Source organism: Catellatospora paridis (assembly GCF_009720365.1).
GTDB classification, from domain to species: Bacteria; Actinomycetota; Actinomycetes; order Mycobacteriales; family Micromonosporaceae; genus Catellatospora; species Catellatospora paridis.
In genome coordinates this window covers 644,400-660,363 of record NZ_ML769313.1, presented here as the reverse complement: position 1 = coordinate 660,363, position 15,964 = coordinate 644,400, and the positions used below count along the sequence as shown (strand labels likewise).

Sequence of the window (15,964 nt, the reverse complement as noted above, 5' to 3'; positions counted from 1 at the left end):
GGAGCCCTCGGCTCCGCCGCACGTCATGTCGGCCCTGGCGACGCGGGCGACCGGATCACCGCCGCGGCGACCCGCGCGGTCCAGCACGGTCGGCCTGCCGCCGGTGTAGGGTCAGGCTGATCATCTTCTTGGGAGGTCCCCGGTGCGCACCGCTCACCTCGCCTGGGAGCGCCACGGCGGCGAGCCGGGGCTGCTGCTCCTGCACGGCTTCTCCGACTCCGGCGCGTGCTGGGATCCGGTGCTCCCGGCGCTGACCGCGCACACCGGCGCGATCACGCTGGACGCCCGCGGCCACGGTTCGTCCGGGCTGCCGGAGGAGCCCACCGGCACCGCCGCCAACGCCGCCGACGCCGCGCTCGTGCTCGACGGCCTCGGGCTGCCGCCGGTCGTCGTGATCGGGCACTCGATGGGTGCGCTGGCCGCGGCCGCGCTGGCCGCCGCCCGGCCCGACCTGGTCCGGTCGCTGGTGCTGGAGGACCCGCCCGGTCCGCACCACACCCTCGCGGCCGACGGCATGCCGTCCTGGCTGGCCGAGCTGCAGACGCTGGACCTCGACGCGCGGATCGCCAAGGGCCGCGCGGACAACCCCGGCTGGCCCGACGCCGAGTACCGGCCGTGGGCGGTCAGCAAGGGCGAGTTCGACCCGCGGTACTACGACCTGCCGTACGAGCCGGGCCCGTCGCTGCTGCAGTCATTGGCCGGGGTCGCGTGTCCCACCCTGCTGATCTACGGCGAGGTCGCCCGCGGCGGCCTGCTGGCGGAGAGCGACGCCGACGACTGCGCCGACGCCGCCGCAGGGCCGTTCACCGCGCTGCGGGTCACCGGCGCCGGTCACTGCGTACGCCGCGACTACCCGGCCGCGTTCACCGCCGCGATCGGCGACTTCCTGTCCTGGTCATGACGATGCCACGGCGGCGTCGAGGTCGAGCTCGCCGTTGACGGCGGCGATCGCCTCCCGGTGGCCGAGCCGGCCGCCGGCGGCGCAGACCTGCTCGTAGCGCTCGTCGCCGAGCGCCGCGCGCATCTGGGCGTGCCGCTCCTCCCGGTGCCGGCGCAGCATCGGCCACAGGTGGATGCCGGTGCGCCGTCGCAACGCGTCGGCCGCGCAGCCCAGCAGGGTCGCCCGCGCGAAATCCCCGTCGTCTGCGGCGAGTTGCGCATAGCCCGCCAGGCACAGGGTGAGACTGCGCACGTTGTTGGTCCGCACGCCGAGCGTGAGCCCCTGTTCGAGCAGGTCGGCGGCCTGCTCCGGGTGTCCGAGCTGGATGGCCAGGATGCCCCGCTGGCTGCGGACCCAGGAGCACAGCCACGCGTTGTCGATCCCGGCCGCCGACTCGTCGGCCTGGGCCAGGTGGTCGGCGGCGACGTCGTGGTGGCCCAGGTTGCACTCCATGGTGCCGGCGGCGGTGAGCACCAGGGCGGTCCAGAACGGCTCGTCCAGGCCGCGGAACAGGTCCAGGCTCGCCAGCGCCTCGCGCAGCGCGCGGTCCATGTCCTCGGCGAGCGGCGCGGTCCAGGCCATCGCCAGGTGCGCCATCGCCTGCAGGAACGGGTCCCCGATGCGGTCCAGCAGCGGCCCCAGGCGCTCGTACGCCCACAGCGCGCCCGCGTCGTCGCCGGTGTTGTCACCGAGCACCGCCGCCGTCCACAGCAACTCCACCCGGGACTCGACGTCGAACGAGTCGAGGTCGTCCCGCAGCCGGCGCACCCAGGGCCGGATCTCCGCCAGGTGCTCCCACAGCGACCAGAACGGCCACAACTGCCGGAACAGGTGCGGCAGCCGGCCCGGGTCGTGCTCCAGGTGCCAGCGCACCGCCGCGGACAGGTTGCCCGCCTCGGTCTGCAACCGCTCCCCCCACTCGTACTGACCGGCGCCTCTGAGCGGATGGTCGGCCCGCCCGGCGAGCTGCCGGAAGTACTCGGCATGGCGACGGTGGACCTCGGGGCCGTCGTCCCTGGTGGACAGCTGCTCGGCGGCGTACTCCCGGACGATGACCAGCAGCCGCGACCGTGGACCGGCCTCGGTGATGTCGACGTGCACGAGACTGTGCTGGTGCAGCGTGTCGATCATTTCGAGCGTCTCGTGCTCGGGCAGGTCGGCCACGTGGGCGGCGGCGTCGACGGTCCAGCCGTCGACGAACACGGCCACGGTCTGCAGCAGTCGACGCTCCGCGTCGGGCAGGATGCCGACGCTCCACTCGACCGTGGCGCGCAGGGTGCGCTGGCGTTCGGGCAGGTCGACGGGCCCGGTCCCGAGCACGCCGAGCGAGTCGGTCAGCTTCTCCAGCAGGATCTCGGGATCCTTGAGCCGGATCCGGGCGGAGGCCAGCTCGATGGCGAGCGGGATGCCCTCCAGCAGCCGGCAGATCCGCACCACCGCGCCGACGTTGGCCTCGGTGAGGGCGAAGCCGCGGCGCACCGCGCGGGCGCGCTCGGCGAACAGGGCCACCGCCGGGGCGGCGGCCAGCTCGGGCAGCGTCATCGTGTCCGGATCGTCCGGCACGGCCAGCGGCTGGACCTCGTACTCCCATTCGGCCCGCAGCCGCAGCACCCGCCGGCTCGTCGCGACGACCATCGTGCGGGGGCAGCGGGTCAGCAGCTCGTCGATGCCGTGGGCGAGGTCGACCTGTTCCACGTTGTCCAGGACGATCAGCCAGCGGCCGTCGCCGAGGTGGTCGCCGATGGCGTCCAGCGGGGAGGGCCCCGCGCCGATCGACGCGCCGACGGCCCGCCCGATCGCGGCCAGCGCCGGCTCCGGCCGGGTGAACTCGGCCAGCGACACGAACACGGTGCCCTCGGTGAACTGCTCGCCGACCCGTTCGGCGACGGCGAGCGCCAGCCGGGACTTGCCGATCCCGCCGGGTCCGGTCAGCGTCACCAGCCGCACCTCGGGCCGGTCGAGCAGGTCCGCCACCTCCTCGATCGCGGGTTCGCGCCCGACCAGCGACGTCGCCCCCATCGGCAGTAGCCGCGGGCCGCGCGTCGGCGCCATCGGTTGGGCACCGGCTGCCGCGGGCCGAGCCTGCGCTGCCGCGGCGGGTGCACCAGCGGCGAAGCGTTCGCTGAGCAGGGTCGCCAGGTCGTCGCGCACGAGCCGGCCGAGTTCGGTCGCCGTCGCGAAGAGGCGGTACGACGTGGCGGCCTCCTGCTCGACGCCTGCCAGCATGTCGGCGAGCCGGGGGTCGCGCTCGGCGGCGGGGGCCTTCACGTACAGCAGGCGGGGTAGATCCCGGGACAGCTCCAACTCGTCCTGCAGGCCGGAGACGGTCATGTCGGGGCCGACCCAGCCGTACTCCTGCCAGTACAGCCCGATGAAGACGTCGCTCTGCGCCAGGTAGGCCCGGTACAGCTGCCGGGGCGGGTGGGGCCGGGCGCCCAGCTCGAACATCACCGGCGTCAGCCGCATCGCGGTGATCGCCCGCTCGACGGCCCGCCGTTCGGCGGCCAGTTCCCGCAGCGTGGAGCTGACGAAGACCCGTAGCCGCTGGTCCGGGGTTCGGATGTGCGTGTGGTGCGCCGCGCCGCCCACCGGAAGGTCCATGACACCATTTTGACCGAAATGCCCTCCCGGCCAGGCCGGAAGGGCATCCCGCGTCAGGCCGCCAGGGTCTGCTCGGTGACCTCCCACAGCCGCTGCGCGGCGGCGGGGTCCAGGGCGTACGCCGCCACCCCGCGCCGGCTGCCCGCCACGTTCGGCTCGGCCTCGGCGCAGTCCTCGAAGTAGCGCCCGCCGACGCCGTCCAGCAGCGGCGACGTCGCCACCAGGACCGAGGTCGCCGCGCCCTGCTCCGGGGTCTTCCACAGGAAGTCCCCGCCGCCCATCTGCGCCCGCAGCCGGTTCAGCTCCTCCTCGGACACGTAGCGCTGCAGGTTGGTCTGGATCGCGCCGGGCATCAGCGCGTTGACCGTGATGCCGTCCGCGGCCCAGCGCCGCGTCCCCTCGACGGCGAACAGCACGTTCGCGGTCTTCGACTGCCCGTAGGCGGCCCAGGGCTCGTACTCGCGCTCGATGAAGTGGATGTCGTCGAACACCACCGGCGAGCGCAGGTGCGCCGAGGAGCTGACCGAGACCACCCGCGCGCCACCGGCCGCGGCGAGCGCGCCGTGCAGGCCGCGGGCCAGGGCGAAGTGTCCGAGGTGGTTGGTGGCGAACTGCATCTCCCAGCCCTGCGGGGTGCGCATCAGCGGCGACGCCATGATCCCGGCGTTGTTGACGAGGATGTGCAGCGGGCCGTCCCAGTCGGCGGTGAAGGCGGCGACCGAGTCCTGGTCGGCGAGGTCGAGCCGGGACACGAAGACGGCCTTGTTGCCCGTGGTGGCGATGATGTCGGCGGCGGTGCGGTCGCCGGCGGCGGTGTCGCGCACCGCGAGGGTGACCTCCGCGCCCGCGCCGGCCAGGGCACGGGCGGTCTCGACGCCGATGCCGGAAGCGCCGCCGGTGACCACGGCCCGTCGGCTGGTGAGGTCGATGCCCTGCACCACCTCGGCGGCAGTGGACGTGGCGGAGAACGGGGTGGTGATACGTACGCTCATGATCTTTCCGTCCTGATCGACGATGCCGGGTCGGGCCCTCCGGTACAGTCAACAACCGGAGGCCCCTCCGTTACGCCCTCCACGCTAACCGGAGGATCCTCCGTTTTGCAACCGCACCGCCGGCACGCACAATGAGCTGCGTCACCACCGGCCGGAAGGAGGAGCCGTGAACCGGCCACTGCGCGCCGACGCGCAACGCAACCGCGAGCGGCTGCTCGAGGTCGCCGCCCAGGCGTTCGCCCACGACGGGCCACAGGTCTCCATGGACGCCGTCGCCAAGCTGGCGGGCGTCGGCATCGGCACCCTCTACCGGCACTTCCCCACCCGCGAGGCGCTGGTCGAGGCGGCCTACCGCAAGGAGCTGGCCCGGCTGTGCGACGCCGCCCCGGGCCTGCTCGACACCATGCCGCCGGACCAGGCCGTACGCGCCTGGATGAACCTGTTCACCGAGTACCTGACCACCAAGCGCGGCATGGCCGACGCGCTGCGCGCCGTGATCGCCTCCGGCGGCAACCCGTTCGCGCAGAGCCGCGACCGGCTGCTCGGCGCGATCAGCACCCTGCTCGACGCGGCCACCGCCGCGGGCACCGTGCGCGCCGACGTACGGCCCGAGGACGTGCTGGTCAGCCTCAGCGGCGTCAGCCTGGCCACCGCCGACCCGGCGCAGGCCGAGCAGGCCGGACGGCTGCTCGACCTGCTCATGGACGGCCTGCGCTACCGTCCGCCCGCCCGCTGACCCGCGGCCGCGCCGTCAGGCGGCAGCGGCGACCGCCCGTGCGGTGTCCTCGGCGACCAGGTCGAAGTTGATGAACGCGGCCGCCCGGGAGCCGCCCGCCGCCGCGTGGATGACCTGCGCGGACAGGTCGGTGATGTTGCCCGCCACCCACACCCCGGGCGCCTCGGTCAGGCCGCTCGGGTCCGCGGCGACGTGCGCGCCGAACGGGTGCTCGGTCAAGGTCACGCCCAGCGACTCCAGCACCCCCGCCCGCGGCACCATGTGCGCGGACACCACCAGCGCCTCGCACGGCACCACCGTGCCGTCGGCCAGCCGTGCCCCGGTCAGCCGGTCGTCGGCCAGTTCCAGCCCGGCGACCTCACCGGACACCAGCCGCACCCCGCGGGCGGCCAGCTGCGCCGACTCCGTCTCGGTCGGTTCGGGGCCGGTGTGGCGCAGCAGGGTCACGTCCGGAGTCCACTGCCGGTAGAGCAGCGCCTGCTGGGCCGCGTGCGCGCCGGTCGCCAGCACGGCGACGGCCTGGTCGCGCACCTCCCAGCCGTGGCAGTACGGGCACTGCAGCACGTCGCGGCCCCACCGCTCGCGCAGTCCCGGGACCGGGGGCAGCTCGTCGACGACGCCGGTGGCCACGAGCAGCCGTCGGGCCAGGACCACCCGGCCGTCGTCCAGGGTCACGGCGAAGCCGCCGTCCTCGCGTACCGCCGAGACCGCCTGGCCCGACACGATCTCGCCGCCGTAGCCGCGCACCTCCTCCCGGCCGATCTTCAGCAGCTCGCCCGGCGGCATCCCGTCGCGGGACAGGAACGCGTGCATCGCCGCGGCGGGCGCGTTACGCGGCTCACCGCCGTCGACCACCAGCACCGAGCGCCGCGCCCGCGCCAGGGTCAGCGCCCCGTTCAACCCGGCGGCCCCGCCACCGATCACCACCACGTCGTACGCCTCAAAGGTCATCTCGACCACCTCCGAGACCACCCTGCGCCGACACGCGCCATTTCGGCAAAGAACGTTGCCGAACCAGCAAGTCAGGCGGCGTGCTACAGCGGGTGACGGGCCTGGAACGCCAGGCGGGCGTCAGCGTCGCGGGCCAGCCGCTCCAACAGGTCGTCCAGGCGCAGGAACGCCTCCCACGGCTGCTCGCCGCTCGCCGCGCACCACCGGGCCGTGACCTCGTCCTCCAGTCCGCGCACCCGTTTGCCCTTCCACACCTTGTCGGCGAGCACGACGAGCAGATCCTCGGTGCTGAGCCGGTCGTATGCCACGGAGCCGTGATCGCGGGCGAACCGGGCCAGGCGCGGCGCGACGCCCCGCGCTACCAACAGCTCGTAACCCGCCGGCTCGTGCGCCGAACCGGGTCCGGACAGTTCGGACGGATGCACGACCTTGCCGATGTCATGCGTGGCCGCTCCGAACAGCACTTCCTCGGCCGACACGGCGAGCCCCGGGCACGCCTCGACCACGCCGGCCACCAGCCGGGCGGCCACGTCGTGCACCGCCCGCAGATGCGCGCCGAGCCGGGGCGGCGCGTCGAGCTCGGCGAGCAGCACGGCGACGCGTTCCGGCAGCGCGCGCAGGTCCGGGTCGGTGGCTTCGGTCAGGGCGCGCTGGAGCGAGGTGATACGCACCCGGCCGAGGTTAACCCCGCGATGTGAGGGATGCCCTTCCTCACTGGAGGGTGGTGAGGATGCGGGTGAGGATCTCGTAGGTCTTGGTGTCCTCGGGGGTGCCCGTGTGCGGCGCGCGGAAGCGGGCGATGTCGACGGCCAGGTCGGCGATGTCCCAGCGCTGCCGGTAGAGGTCGAGCAGCGGCCGGTGCGGCCGGTGGCCGGTGGCGGCGGCGTACGCGTCGAGGACGGTGTCGTCGTCGGCCGCGAGCAGCCACAGGTCGCGTTCGGGCGGGGCGGTCGCCGCGGTGTCCCAGTCGATGAGGCGCCAGCCGTCGGCAGTGAGCATCGTGTTGCCGGGGTGGGGTTCGCCGTGCGTGAGCACGGCCGCGTGGTCCCGATTCTCGGCGACCAGGCGGTCGTAGCGGGCGAGCAGGTCGCGGACCGGTCGGTCGTGTTCGGCCAGCAACCTGGCCAGCGGCCGGGCGTACGGACCGGTGTCGGGAAGGTCCCTGGCGAGCGCGGCGGCCAGCCCGTCGCGGTGCGGCACGGTGAAGTCGTCGGCGGGCGCGTGGCGGCGGGCGGCCGCGGGTGCGGCATGCACGGCGATCACCATCTCCAGCACGGCCTCGCGGTGTCCGGGCACGTCGTATTCGCCCCAGCCGAAACTACGCCCGTCGAGGTGGGGGTGGACGGCCACGGTGTACCGCTCGCCTGCCCTGGCCAGCGGCTCTCCGCCGCGCGGCGCGACGGGCGCCACGACGAACGCCAGGCCGGCCTCATGCAGCTCGGCGGCCGCGCGCAACGAGCCTCGCAGCCGCTGGTACGCCTCGTCGAGGGTCTCCGCCGAGGTGCGGCGCTTGACGGCCAGGTCGTCGGCGGTCAGGAACCAGCGGCCGCCCGCGGCGTCGGTGACCGCCCAGTGGTGGCTGCCCCAGCCGACGGGCAGGTAGTCCAGCGCGGCCACGTCCATCCCCCAGCCGTCGGCCAGGGTCGTGGCAAGTAGTTCCTCGGGCAGGTCGGCGGGAGGTGTCAGCACGCGGCCACGGTACGGGCCGACCGGAACGGGGCAAACCCATTTTTCGTCGACCGCCTGTTCCGGCGGTCAGAGCTGTGCCCAGGCGGCACTGGCCGCAGCCGCGGAAATCCGGTCGTGGGCGAACAGGCCCAGCGCGCTCACCTTGTCGGGATTGCTCAGCAGCTGGATGGCCGCGAGCCGGCCGCGGTCGGTCTCCCAGGTCATCAGCGACCACCGCATGCCCAGCCGCACCAGTGCGGCTGGTCCTCCGTTGACTTCGAGCAACAGCCACTCGATGTCGGTGTTCTTGGCGCTGACCCCGGCCAGGAAACGTGCCACGCGGGGCGCGCCGACGACCGGGTTGACCGCGGCGCGGGCCTTGCCGCCGCCGTCGCTCCACAGCGTGACCTCCTCGGCCAGCATCGCCTGTAGCGCGGCCCGCTCGCCGGTGGCCGCCGCGGCCAGGAACCGCGCGACGAGGGCCCGGTGCTCGGCGTCGTCCACGCTGAAGCGCTCGCGGTCCTCTCCGATCCGGTCGGCGGCGCGGCGGTGCAGCTGGCGGGCGTTGGTCTCGGTCAGCCCGAGGACGTCCGCGATCTCCTCGTACGGCAGCTCGAACGTCTCCCGCAGCAGGTAGACACCCCGCTCGGGCGGCGTGAGCCGTTCCATGAGCCGCAGCGCGGCCAGCGACAGCGTGTCGCGCTGCTGGGCGGTCTCGGCCGGGTCGCCGACCTGGATCCCGACGGGGATCGGTTCGGGCAGCCACGTGCCGGGATAGGTCTCCCGGCGGTGGCGGGCCGAGCGCAGCTGGTCGAGGGCGAGCCGGGTGGTCACCGTGACCAGCCAGCGCCGCGGGTCCGCGATCGCCTCGCGGTCCGCGCCGTGCCAGCGCAGCCAGGCCTCCTGCAGCACGTCCTCGGCGTCCCACCAGCTGCCGAGCATGCGGTAGGCGACGCCGAGCAGCACCGGCCGGTGCTGCTCCAAGACCGCCACGTCCGCCGGACACAGTTCTGAATGTGCCGTCATCACACCGCCGGGTGCATCCGGGTGGTCACGCCGATGCGATTCCACAGGTTGATGGTGCCGATCGCCAGGATGAGATCGGCGACCTCCTTGTCGGTGAAGGCCGCGCGGGCGGTGTCCCACACCTCGTCGGAGACGCCGTACTCACCCAGTTTGGTCACCGCGTCGGTGAGCGCCAGCGCGGCGCGCTCGCGGGCGTCGAAGCCCGGGAACTCCCACCACGTGCTCACGCCCAGCACCTGCCGCATGTCCTCACCCTGCTTGATCAGGTCCATGCCGTGCAGGTCGACACAGTACGCGCAGCCGTTCAGCATCGACGCGCGCAGCTTCACCAGGTCCAGCAGCCGGGCGTCGAGGCTCTTGTTCAGGTACTTCTCCAGCCCCAGCACCGCCCGGTAGCCCTCGGGTGCGATTTCGCCCAGGTTCATCCGCTGATCCATCGTTTTGCCCCTCCGTGTTCCATTGTCACGGCAACCGGCGGTCGCCGCCTCAGGAACGACGGGACAGCCCGGCCCGGACGTGACACTCGGGGCGGTATTGCGACGCAGCACACGTTCGCCGGACGGCCGTACTCAGACCAGCGCCGGTTCGGCCAGCATCTGCCGGCAGGCGTCGCGAGCGGTCTCGCACGCGTCCGCGGCGATCTCGCAGTGCCGGAACCGGTCGGCCTGGCTGCGGCTCTCCTGCGCGCACACGTCGCAGACGGTCGCGCATGCCTCGATCACGGCCCGCGCCAGCTCGGCGTGGTAGCCGCGGAACCGGTCGAGGATCTCGGCCGCGGTTGCGCACATGTCGGCGCAGTCGAGGTTCGTCCGGATGCAGACCACCAGTTCGGCCACCGCCGGGTCGCCCAGGCAGGCGTCCGCGCAGGAGTTGCAGGCCTGCGCACACAGGTTGCACGCCCGTACGCAGGCGGCCCGCACGTCGTGACGCAGATCTTCCTCGTCGCGGTACATCGGAGTCATCGGCTGCATGTCTGGCCCCCGATCAAGAAAGATCAATTCTACGCGCGGCGGTTCGGGCCTCCCACAGGCGACGATATCGAGCGCCGGGACGGGTCATACCCGGTTCGCGGATTGTCCCCAGGCACGCGAAGGGCGCCCGTGCCCATGGCACGAGCGCCCCCCTTGACGCCGGATGTCACTCCACCCGGACGAGCCCGTCCGGGCGGTCGTCGGACTTCGCCGTCGGCTTGGCGCCGCCCTCGGCGGCGGCCTCGCTGCCGAGGTCGGCGCCGTCGGCGGCCGCCGACTCCATGGCGAGCCGGTCCGCGCCGCTCAGCGTGCTCAGCGGCTTCTCCTTGATGAACAGCACCACGACGAACGCCAGTGCCGCGATCGGCGCGCCGACCAGGAACAGGTCCGCGGTGGCCAGGCCGTAGATCTCGGCGATGATCGCCTTGATCTCCGGCGGCAGCGTGGCCAGGTCGGGAACCTGGCTGCCGCTGCTGCCCGCGGGCGCGGGGCCGAAGCGCTCCTCGCTCAGCGCGGTGATCCGGGCGGTCATCACCGCGCCGAGCGCGCTGACCCCGACCGCGCTGCCCATGCTGCGGAAGAAGGTCAGCACCGAGGTGGTGACGCCCAGGTCGTGCGCGGGCACGTCGTTCTGGGCCGCCAGCACCAGGTTCTGCATGAGCAGACCCACGCCGATGCCGAGCACCGCCATGTACACCGACACCAGCGACACGCTGGTGGTGTGGTCGATGGTGCCCAGCAGCAGCATGCCCACGGTCATCACGACGGCACCGACGACCAGGTAGATCTTCCACTTGCCGAACTTGGTGATCAGACCGCCCGCAACGGTCGACGAGACCAGCAGGCCGAAGATCATGGGCAGGCTCATCAGGCCGGCGACCGTCGGCGACTTGCCCAGCGAGATCTGGAAGTACTGCGACAGGAACACCGCGCCGCCCATCAGCGCCAGACCGACCAGCACGCTGGCGATCGTGGTGAGGGTGACGGTGCGACTGCGGAAGATGCCGAGCGGGATGATCGGCTCCTTGGCCCGCGACTCGACGAACACGGCCAGCGCCAGCAGCACCAGGCCGCCGGTCACCAGCAGCGCCGTCCAGCTGGAGGCCCACGCGAACTTGCTGCCGGCCAGCGTCGACCAGATCAGCAGCGTCGACACGCCCGCGGTGATCAGGAACGCGCCCAGGTAGTCGATCTTCACCTTGCCGGGCGGGGTCGCCGGCAGGTGCAGGGTGCGCTGCAGCAGGTAGATCGCGAGCAGGGTGAACGGGACGCCGATGAAGAACGTCCAGCGCCAGCCCAGCCAGGAGGTGTCGACCAGCACGCCGCCGATGAGCGGGCCGGCGATGGTGCCGATGCCGAACACCGCGCCGAAGATGCCCGAGTAGCGGCCCATCTCGCGGGGCGGGATCATCGCCGCCATCACGATCATGGCCAGCGCGGTCATGCCGCCCGCGCCGACGCCCTGCACGACCCGGCTGACGAGCAGGATCTCGACGTTCGGGGTGAAGCCCGCGATGAGCGAGCCGACCACGAACAGGCTGAGCGAGAGCTGGATGAGCAGCTTCTTGCTGTACAGGTCGGCCGCCTTGCCCCACAGCGGGACGGTGGCGGTCATCGCCAGCAGCTCGGTGGTGACGATCCAGGTGTAGACGGACTGGCTGCCGTCGAGGGCGGCGATGATGCGTGGCAGCGCGTTGGCCACGACCGTGCCCGCCAGGATGGACACGAACATGCCCAGCATCAGGCCGGAAAGCGCCTGCATCACCTCGCGGCGCGACATGGGCACCGTGTCGGGGTCCGGTCCGGCGTTCTGCACCGGTATCTCGGTCGCGGTCATTCTCTTCCTCACGTGGTGCGACTACCGGGTGAGGATCACCCGGGGGGAACAGGGGCGCCGGCGCGCGGGCGCGGCGGCGGAATGTCAGGGTCGGGCAGCCCGGCGGCCAGCCCCGAGAACGCCTCGTCCACGAGCGCGCCCAGGGACAGGCGGCCGGCCGCGGCCATCCAGCGGGTGGCGGCGACCCGGAAGGAGGCGCTGGTGGCGGCCACGACGAGCGCTGGGTAACCGTGGGCGATCGGGTCGACGCCGAGGTGCGCGGCGATCTGCTCGGTGGTGGCCCGCTCGGCCTCGGCGTTGCTGAGCACCAGCCTCGGCAGCAGCTGCGGGCTGCGCTGGATGATCTCCATGCGCAGGAACCAGTGGTCGCGGTCGGCCTCCATGGCGGCGACCACCAGCAGCACGGCGCGGCGCACCGCCTCCAGCACCGGCATCGTGGGCAGGAGCACGGCCAGCCGGGCCCGCATCGCGTCGACCTCCACCAGGTGGTCGCCGAGCACGGCGTCCTCCTTGGAGGCGAAGTAGTTGAAGAAGGTGCGTGAGGACACGCCCGCCTCGGTGCTGATGTCGTCCACGGTGACCTGGTCGAAGCCGCGCAGCGCGCACAGCCGCAGCGCCGCGCCGGTCAGCGCGGCGCGGGTCTGCTGCTTGCGGAGGTCGCGCCGACCCAGCGGCGCGTCCTGTTCGATCGGGGTCACGCGCCGATCAAACCTTAAACTTGCAGTGGCTGCAAGTTTATTTACGCCCGTGTCCCCCGGCCGGGCGGCACCGCTACGGAAACCGGGCAACGCGGTTGCCCGGGGACGGAAGCGCCGCTAGGGTCATGCGCTGTGACTGCCGGGTCGGCCCAGTGCCGTGATCAGATGAGGCATCCGGCTGAGCCGTGATCGCCCGGCGGGCCCGTGGCCCGCCCTCCTTTCGTCGACGCCCGCGAAAGCGGAGCCTGCCGAGGAAGGAGGTGATCGCATGTCCCGCTTCGAAGAACTCAACGCCGGTGACGTCCTGGTAGGCCAGGTCGTCAAGATTGTGCCGTTCGGTGCTTTCGTCAGCATCGCCGACGACGCCCACGGGCTGCTGCACGGCGAGACCGGGCCGCAGGTCGGTTCGAGCGTCACGGTACGGATCCTCGAGATCGATCGTGAGCGCAACCGCGCCAGCCTGACGCTGGCGTGATCTCGGCGGGGGAGGCGGCGACCGCCGCCTCCCCCGCTCCCGCCGGTCACCGGGCCAGCAGTGCGACGAGATCGCTGCCGGTCACCACGCCGACGGCCACCCCGCGGGTGTCCACCACCGCCACCGCGTCCACGCAGGCCGTGCGCATCAGGCGCGCGGCGTCCACCACCGCCGCCCCGGTGGCGACCACCGCCGGCGTGCGGTCCAGCACCGACGAGACCCGCCGGTACGACAGCGTGGCCGGCTCGGCGGCCCACGCTGCCACGATGGACCGGTCCGCCAGCACGCCCACGCATCGGCCGCCCTCGTCCGTGACGACCAGATGCCGCAGCCCGTCGCGCACCATCACCGCGAGCGCGTCGCCCAGCGTCGTCGACGTCGCGACGCAGTGCGGCGGCGTGCTCATCACCTCGCTGATCTGCCGCCACGCCAGCCCCGCCGCCCGGTCCGGCCGGCCCTGTGCGATCCGCCTGTCCATGACCCGCTCCTGACCCACCCCGGCCACCCGCCCGGTCCGGCCCGCCTCACGACGGGTGGCGCACCACCAGCACCGGGCAGGCCGCGTGGTGCAGCAACTGCTGGCTGACCGAACCCAGCAGCAAGCCGGTGAACCCGCCCCGGCCCCGCGCGCCGACGACCATCAGCTGCGCCTGCTCACTCAGGCGCACCAGCTCCCGGCCGGCCCGGCCGGTCACCAGCTGCGTGTGGACCCGGACGTTCGGGTGGCGCTTCTGCTCGGCGTCGAGGGCCGCGTCGAGTTCGTGCTGCTCGGCCGAGCGCGCGGCGTCGGCGTCGTAGAGCGCGGGCACCGAGTAGGACAGCGTCGTGGCGGCGTCGTACCAGACCCGCACCGCCAGCAGCTCGGCGTCACGCTGCCGGGCCTCCGTGAACGCCTCCCGTACGGCCGCCGCCGATCCCGGTGAGTCGTCGACCCCGAGCACGATCGGACCGGGCCGCCCCTCACCACGTACCACCAGCACCGGCGTGGTGCAGTGTGCCGTCACCTCCACCGCGACCGAGCCCAGGAGCAGGCCGGTGAACCCGCCCAGGCCCCGGTCGCCGAGCACCAGCAATCGCGCGGCCCGGGCGGCCGCCAGCAGCACGCCCGCGGGACCACCCGTGACCAGGTCGGCCGTCACCTCGACGCGCCCGTTGGCGGCCTTCGCCGCCGCGGTCGCCTCGGCCAGGATGCGCTCGGCGTCGTGGCGCAGCCCGCCCTCGGGCACGGCCTCCGACGCGCGTGTCTCGACATGCATGAGCGGCCAGATGAAGGCGTGCACGATACGCAGCCCGCACCCGCGCCACGCCGCCTCGCGGGTGGCCTCAAGCACCGCTGCCAGGGCCGCCGCCGAACCGTCGACGCCGACCGCGACCACCATCGCCTGCTCGCTCATCGCGTCTCCCCCACCCCATTATCGATCAGGCTGGCGGGACACGCGCTCACACCGTCATCGGGGCCTAGAAGTCGCGGTCGTCGAACCACCGCTCGGCGAGTTCCACGGGCACCGCCGCGATGGCTGCCAGCTCGAAGAACGCGTCACCGGCCTCCTCCCGCCGGATAGTGTCGATCATCTCGTACCGCTCGTCGATCCTGTTCAGTTCCGCGACCAGCCCACGCAGCGCCCGTTCAGCCTGCTCCAGCCCGTCCGGAGATCCCGGCGAGATCGCGTCCACCGCCTTGCGGGCCGTGGCATATGCCCTGCATGCGGCCGCGCCGAAGCGCGCCGAGTCGTCGGCCCAGTCCCGGAACGGGTTCGTGAGGTTGCTCGCCAGCCAGGTATCGGATTTGGCCCCCGTGATCAGGAGCTCGACACCGGATCCGCGATAACGCGCCTCCAGACCCTGGGCGACGCTGCGCCGCAGTCCGTGTATCTCCAGGCGGCGCAACGTCTCCAGGTCGGGCAGGGTATCGGCGTCGAGTCCGTAAGCGTTGTGCAACGCCAGCGTGTGCATCCCGCGATACGCCGACAGGTGCTCGGCCCCGACGAGCACGCCCGGCGGCCCGTCGAAGGTGACCTGGAGCCGGGCGATCCCGGTCAGGGCGGACAGGCCGGACAGGCTGAAGGCGCCGCCGGCGTCGACCTGGACATCGCGCACACCGCCCAGGCCTTCCGGCGCGTCGAGACCTTCCTGCCTGGTTCGCATGGCAAGCCTGAGTCGACGGCCCTCGTCTGCTGCCCGGACCCGCAGACCGCGAGCTGGTTCGCTGAGGTGCAGGGAGCACGCGGCCTGCGCCAGTGCGACCTGCCCGGTCGCCCCCGACAGGCGCAGATCGGTGATCCACGTGCGGGAGAGATCGATGTCCGCAGGCCCGTCCCGCCAGTCGAGGAAGGTGATCAGCGGCCGCTCGGCCACCGCCGCCACCAGCCCGCGATCCGGGCCCCTCCACAGCACGCTGCTCACCCGGGGCAACCGGTCCAGCGCTGACCAGGCCACCGTCCCCGACTCCGGCGCACTCACGAAGCCGGCCCCGGTGAGATCAAGGCGTCCCGTGCCGACCTTCGTCCGCGCCTGCCCCGCCCCGAAGTCGACGGTGACCATGTCCCCGCTTCCCGCCGCCCGGTAGCCGTGCCGCACGGTCTCCGGCAGCGCGTCCCAGCGCCGCTGGGCCATGACCTGGACCGGAAGGTAGCTCCAGCCGCTGTAGGAGTTCGACTGCGTGGGAATGTCCGGGCCGACGGGCAGCCTGCCGAGCCATACGAAGTCGAACGGGTCGTCGTCGCGGCCGACATTGATCACTGCGGGGTGGCCGCCGTGGACGTGGTGCTCCACGATGAGCGGCCCCACGCCCGCCAGTTCCGGCAACGTGGGCAGGTCCGGGGAGTGCCACGCCAGCGCGCAGGCCAGCGTCACGTCGCCGTCCACCCGGACCACCTGGCACGCGCCGTATCCACGGTCACCCGGCAGCGGCATGGCCGCCACGTCGCCACCGGACCGCACAGTCCTCGTCCGCTTGCTCGTCACGCCGGGCAAGCTACCCGGTGGCCCCGACGATCCGTACGCGAGAAGGGGCACGATGAATCCCCGAAAGCCAGGCCGGTGGCACCGGCTCAGGGCACATTGGTAAGG

16 protein-coding genes are annotated in these 15,964 nt (G+C 72.8%); 3 read left to right on the top strand and 13 right to left on the bottom strand.

Annotation, left to right across the window (positions count from 1 at the left end):
- The first annotated feature begins 142 nt into the window (after positions 1-142).
- Entirely contained in the window at positions 143-901 is a 759-nt protein-coding gene (locus F9C41_RS07805; protein ID WP_155385960.1) for an alpha/beta fold hydrolase, read from the top strand.
- On the opposite strand, the gene F9C41_RS07800 is transcribed toward F9C41_RS07805, so the two are convergent.
- Both F9C41_RS07800 and F9C41_RS07795 read right to left on the bottom strand, forming a co-directional pair.
- Positions 896-3,541: a DUF4062 domain-containing protein gene (locus F9C41_RS07800; RefSeq protein ID WP_155385959.1), complete on the bottom strand. Its 2,646-nt coding sequence runs from the start codon at positions 3,539-3,541 to the stop codon at positions 896-898. The two genes, F9C41_RS07805 and F9C41_RS07800, sit on opposite strands and share 6 nt — an antisense overlap.
- 53 nt (positions 3,542-3,594) lie before the next feature.
- Positions 3,595-4,533: an SDR family NAD(P)-dependent oxidoreductase gene (locus F9C41_RS07795; protein WP_155385958.1), complete on the bottom strand. Its 939-nt coding sequence runs from the start codon at positions 4,531-4,533 to the stop codon at positions 3,595-3,597.
- Between the two features lie 166 nt (positions 4,534-4,699).
- Here F9C41_RS07795 and F9C41_RS07790 point away from each other — a divergent pair, with 166 nt between their 5' ends.
- A complete protein-coding gene (locus F9C41_RS07790) occupies positions 4,700-5,269 on the top strand; it encodes a TetR/AcrR family transcriptional regulator (RefSeq protein ID WP_155385957.1) in 570 nt (189 codons plus the stop codon).
- A 15-nt stretch (positions 5,270-5,284) separates the two neighbouring features.
- On the opposite strand, the gene F9C41_RS07785 is transcribed toward F9C41_RS07790, so the two are convergent.
- From F9C41_RS07785 to F9C41_RS07750, 8 genes are all read right to left on the bottom strand, one after another.
- Entirely contained in the window at positions 5,285-6,229 is a 945-nt protein-coding gene (locus tag F9C41_RS07785) for an NAD(P)/FAD-dependent oxidoreductase (protein WP_407924673.1), read from the bottom strand.
- 74 nt (positions 6,230-6,303) lie between these two features.
- Positions 6,304-6,891, bottom strand: coding sequence for an HD domain-containing protein (locus F9C41_RS07780; protein ID WP_155385955.1), 588 nt, complete (start codon positions 6,889-6,891; stop codon positions 6,304-6,306).
- A gap of 40 nt (positions 6,892-6,931) precedes the next feature.
- Positions 6,932-7,909, bottom strand: coding sequence for a phosphotransferase (locus F9C41_RS07775; RefSeq protein WP_155385954.1), 978 nt, complete (start codon positions 7,907-7,909; stop codon positions 6,932-6,934).
- 66 nt (positions 7,910-7,975) lie between these two features.
- Positions 7,976-8,872, bottom strand: coding sequence for an RNA polymerase sigma factor SigJ (gene sigJ / locus F9C41_RS07770; protein ID WP_230689408.1), 897 nt, complete (start codon positions 8,870-8,872; stop codon positions 7,976-7,978).
- Between the two features lie 41 nt (positions 8,873-8,913).
- On the bottom strand, positions 8,914-9,339 hold the full coding sequence (locus F9C41_RS07765) for a carboxymuconolactone decarboxylase family protein (RefSeq protein WP_155385952.1): 426 nt from the start codon (positions 9,337-9,339) through the stop codon (positions 8,914-8,916).
- 144 nt (positions 9,340-9,483) lie between these two features.
- A complete protein-coding gene (locus tag F9C41_RS07760) occupies positions 9,484-9,885 on the bottom strand; it encodes a four-helix bundle copper-binding protein (protein ID WP_155385951.1) in 402 nt (133 codons plus the stop codon).
- Positions 9,886-10,051: 166 nt separating this feature from the next.
- Positions 10,052-11,722: an MDR family MFS transporter gene (locus F9C41_RS07755; RefSeq protein WP_230689407.1), complete on the bottom strand. Its 1,671-nt coding sequence runs from the start codon at positions 11,720-11,722 to the stop codon at positions 10,052-10,054.
- 35 nt (positions 11,723-11,757) lie between these two features.
- Positions 11,758-12,420 (bottom strand): acyl-CoA-like ligand-binding transcription factor, encoded by a 663-nt coding sequence (locus F9C41_RS07750; protein WP_155385950.1) that lies wholly within the window; start codon positions 12,418-12,420, stop codon positions 11,758-11,760.
- 268 nt (positions 12,421-12,688) lie between these two features.
- On the opposite strand from F9C41_RS07750, the gene F9C41_RS07745 reads away from it, so the two are divergent.
- The gene (locus tag F9C41_RS07745) at positions 12,689-12,895 is read left to right on the top strand and encodes a S1 RNA-binding domain-containing protein (protein ID WP_155385949.1); all 207 of its coding nucleotides are present in this window, start codon (positions 12,689-12,691) and stop codon (positions 12,893-12,895) included.
- Between the two features lie 46 nt (positions 12,896-12,941).
- Here F9C41_RS07745 and F9C41_RS07740 read toward each other — a convergent pair whose 3' ends face one another.
- The 3 genes from F9C41_RS07740 to F9C41_RS07730 all read right to left on the bottom strand — a co-directional run bounded on the left by F9C41_RS07740 (position 12,942) and on the right by F9C41_RS07730 (position 15,859).
- Positions 12,942-13,373, bottom strand: coding sequence for a CBS domain-containing protein (locus tag F9C41_RS07740; RefSeq protein WP_155385948.1), 432 nt, complete (start codon positions 13,371-13,373; stop codon positions 12,942-12,944).
- A 46-nt stretch (positions 13,374-13,419) separates the two neighbouring features.
- Complete coding sequence (locus F9C41_RS07735) at positions 13,420-14,289, bottom strand: universal stress protein (protein WP_155385947.1); 870 nt, start codon at positions 14,287-14,289, stop codon at positions 13,420-13,422.
- A gap of 64 nt (positions 14,290-14,353) precedes the next feature.
- Positions 14,354-15,859 carry a hypothetical protein gene (locus F9C41_RS07730; protein WP_155385946.1) on the bottom strand — a complete coding sequence of 502 codons (1,506 nt, stop codon included), beginning with the start codon at positions 15,857-15,859 and terminating at the stop codon, positions 14,354-14,356.
- Positions 15,860-15,964: the final 105 nt, after the last annotated feature.

What these genes read in the sequence shown, in the direction of transcription:
- F9C41_RS07800 (WP_155385959.1), bottom strand. Translation starts at nt 3,541, where the DNA reads ATGGACCTTCCGGTGGGCGGCGCGGCGCACCACACGCACATCCGAACC.
- F9C41_RS07795 (WP_155385958.1), bottom strand. Translation starts at nt 4,533, where the DNA reads ATGAGCGTACGTATCACCACCCCGTTCTCCGCCACGTCCACTGCCGCC.
- F9C41_RS07765 (WP_155385952.1), bottom strand. Translation starts at nt 9,339, where the DNA reads ATGAACCTGGGCGAAATCGCACCCGAGGGCTACCGGGCGGTGCTGGGG.
- F9C41_RS07760 (WP_155385951.1), bottom strand. Translation starts at nt 9,885, where the DNA reads ATGCAGCCGATGACTCCGATGTACCGCGACGAGGAAGATCTGCGTCAC.
- F9C41_RS07755 (WP_230689407.1), bottom strand. Translation starts at nt 11,722, where the DNA reads ATGACCGCGACCGAGATACCGGTGCAGAACGCCGGACCGGACCCCGAC.
- F9C41_RS07745 (WP_155385949.1), top strand. Translation starts at nt 12,689, where the DNA reads ATGTCCCGCTTCGAAGAACTCAACGCCGGTGACGTCCTGGTAGGCCAG.
- F9C41_RS07740 (WP_155385948.1), bottom strand. Translation starts at nt 13,373, where the DNA reads ATGGACAGGCGGATCGCACAGGGCCGGCCGGACCGGGCGGCGGGGCTG.
- F9C41_RS07735 (WP_155385947.1), bottom strand. Translation starts at nt 14,289, where the DNA reads ATGAGCGAGCAGGCGATGGTGGTCGCGGTCGGCGTCGACGGTTCGGCG.